Raw genomic sequence first — 2,949 nt, 5'->3', positions numbered from 1 at the left:
GATTTTAAGGATAAAGTAGAACTTGCTGCAACATTCTGTTTCGAAAATTGCACACAAAGCCCATGCGTTATGGTCGATGATGTGCTGATTGGAGAAGCCACAGTTGAAAAAGTAATTAATGAAATTTTGAAACAAACTGCAGTGCAGTAATTAAAAACTTGATTTTAAGAGTACTGACATAAGAAGAAAAATTATAAAACAGAATAAAATCAAATATTTTGCAGCAGAGGGTAAGCGGAATCTATGTAAAAATTCATTTAAAATGGAATGGGATACTGTTTTTAGAGGCAGTATCCCATATTATATTGCTTGATATAATCTTCAAACGGATTTATGAAGGCAGTATCACCGGCAAGCTGACCGATAAGCGTTCAAGTATATTGAAACAATAATATATACTCTGATACAATATCAATTAGGACGAAGTTATGAGGTGAACTTATGGGTATATATGAAACATTAAAGACATATTTTGGATATGATAATTTTAAAAAAGGCCAGGAAAAGGTGGTAAATGCAATACTTGCAGGCAGGGATGTTTTGGGGATAATGCCCACAGGGGGAGGTAAATCCCTGTGTTATCAACTGCCGGCAACTATGTTAGAAGGTGTAACTATAGTTGTATCACCACTTATTTCTCTGATGAAGGACCAGGTAGATTCTTTGAATGAAATGGGCTTAGCGGGAACTTTTATAAACAGTACCTTAGATTATGATGAATTTATCACAAGGCTTAATGAAATACGAAATGGCAAGTACAAATTAATATATGTAGCGCCGGAACGCTTAAACACCAATTTGTTTTTAAATTTGGCAAAGGATATGAAAATCTCACTGGTAGCCATTGATGAGGCACATTGTATAAGTCAATGGGGTCATGATTTTAGACCCAGCTATCTTGAAATCCCCAAATTCATAAATTCACTTTATCCTCGACCAGTGGTAGCTGCTTTTACAGCTACGGCTACCAAGGAAATTATTGAAGAAATAAAGAATTTAATAGGCCTAAAAAATCCCCTTGAGGTCATAACAGGGTTTGACAGGCCTAATCTGTTTTATCAGGTTGTAAAACCCAGCAATAAGTTTTCATATTTGCTGAACTACTTGAAAAACAATTATACCAATGAATCCGGGATAGTATATTGCGCTACCAGAAAGACCGTAGAATCTCTAGTAAAGAAACTCCAAGATTATGACATTTCAGTTGTTGGATATCACGGCGGTATGAGCTCAGAGGCAAGGCAAGAAAATCAAGATAATTTCATGCTGGACAAGGTTAGGATAATCGCAGCCACAAATGCTTTTGGAATGGGAATAGACAAACCTGATATAAGGTTTGTGATTCACTATAATATGCCTAAAAATATGGAGGCTTATTACCAGGAAGCGGGCAGAGCGGGCCGCGATGGGGAGAAAAGCGACTGCATTTTAATGTATTCTCCGGCAGACATCGTAAAACAAAAGATTATAATACAAAGTGAAAATCTTTCTCCTGAGCGGGAAACTGCCATGTACCAAAATCTCCAGTATTTGGTAGACTATTGTCATACTGATGATTGCCTTAGAAATAAAATATTAGTCTATTTCGGTGAAGATGCACAGCAGAAAAACTGTAAAAATTGCGGCAACTGCTTGGACCAATCGGAAAGGGTTGATATTACAACAGAAGCACAAAAAATATTATCATGCATATACAGAGTGAATCAGAACTATGGTGTCAATACTGTTGTGCAGGTTTTGCGAGGTTCGAAAAGCAAGAGGGTAATTGAATATGGTCTGGATAAAATTTCTACATATAAAATCATGCAAGAATACAGCAGTGATGCCATAAAAGAAATGATAATGGCTTTAGTATCAAACGGATATATCCATATGACTGCCGATAAGTTTCCCATCCTAAAGCTCACCGATATTTCCTGGGAAATATTACATGGTAAGACAAAATTCTTTCATAAAAAAGATTTACTTCAAAAAGCGAATTTGTCAAAAGAAAAAAGGCTCTTTGCAGAGCGAATAAACAATAATTTTGACAAAGAACTTTTCAAGCGGCTAAAAAACTTAAGGCAAACCATAGCCCAGGAGAAAAACCTGCCAACATATATAATTTTTCATGACTCGAGTTTAAGGGAAATGGCTGCATTCATGCCGCGAAACCGGGAAGAATTCTTCAAAATAAAGGGTGTCGGCCAGAAAAAGTATGAAAGCTATGGAGAGGAGTTTGTTTGCCTGATAAATGAATATATCCAAACAGAGGGGTTAGATGTCAATGAGCTTAGGAGACAGATAGCAAATAACACCATGATTGACAGCTTACCAGGTGAGTTGCAAGAGGATAATACTAAAACTGGCCGCTATGAACTGACCTACAACTGTTATCTTAAAGGATTGTCGCTGAAAGAAATAGCACAACAAAGAAACCTTACTGAAAATACCATAATAAACCATTTGGAAAGATGTCAACAAGAAGGTAAAATCGTTGACTGGTCAAGGTTCATCGATTCGGAAAAAGAGAAACAGATTTTAAATGCAATTGAGAAAGTAGGTGCGGAAAAACTAAAACCTATTAAAGAGGCTTTGCCGGAAGAAATTAGTTATTCAGATATACGATTGGTGATTTGCAAGCATTTATAGGGCATAAATGTGCAGCACATCTTCTGCAACAGATGTAATTGGTCAAGTCATAAACCACGGTATAGTCTCGAGGAACCATGCCACTAGACCGGCGAGAATCGGAAGAATAAAACTGCTTATTACCTGAATCATAGTAAACTTCGCGCCCATGACAGCGGCCTCTAAAGGAATACGGCCAATGGACCAGAGACCCCATGCACATACCATGGCCACAGTCGTAGGCACACTTGCTCCCATACGCATGATGCCGGCAAAAAACGGCAGTGCGGCATATGGAGAGCCGGGAGTCAGACCGCCTATAAGGCTTCCTAAAAATAT

The 2,949-nt window shown here is 37.7% G+C and carries 1 protein-coding gene and 1 pseudogene; one reads left to right on the top strand and one right to left on the bottom strand.

All coding sequences use genetic code 11. The annotated features are described in order from the left end of the window. Positions 1-441 precede the first annotated feature (441 nt). Positions 442-2,631, top strand: a complete 2,190-nt coding sequence (recQ, locus tag BUC45_RS11205; protein WP_013779522.1) for a DNA helicase RecQ — start codon at positions 442-444, stop codon at positions 2,629-2,631. Positions 2,632-2,673: 42 nt separating this feature from the next. Here the strand turns inward: recQ and BUC45_RS11200 are convergent. Then, positions 2,674-2,949, bottom strand: a pseudogene (locus BUC45_RS11200) (hypothetical protein); the annotation flags it as partial.

Origin of the sequence: Tepidanaerobacter sp. EBM-38, assembly GCA_001896545.1 — a bacterium.
Taxonomy (GTDB): domain Bacteria; phylum Bacillota; class Thermosediminibacteria; order Thermosediminibacterales; family Tepidanaerobacteraceae; genus Tepidanaerobacter.
The sequence above is the reverse complement of the archived record's forward strand: the minus strand, read 5'-3'. Positions and strand labels throughout refer to the sequence as shown.

Excerpts from the sequence above, each read along its gene's own strand:
- recQ (WP_013779522.1), top strand. The coding sequence starts at position 442 with ATGGGTATATATGAAACATTAAAGACATATTTTGGATATGATAATTTT.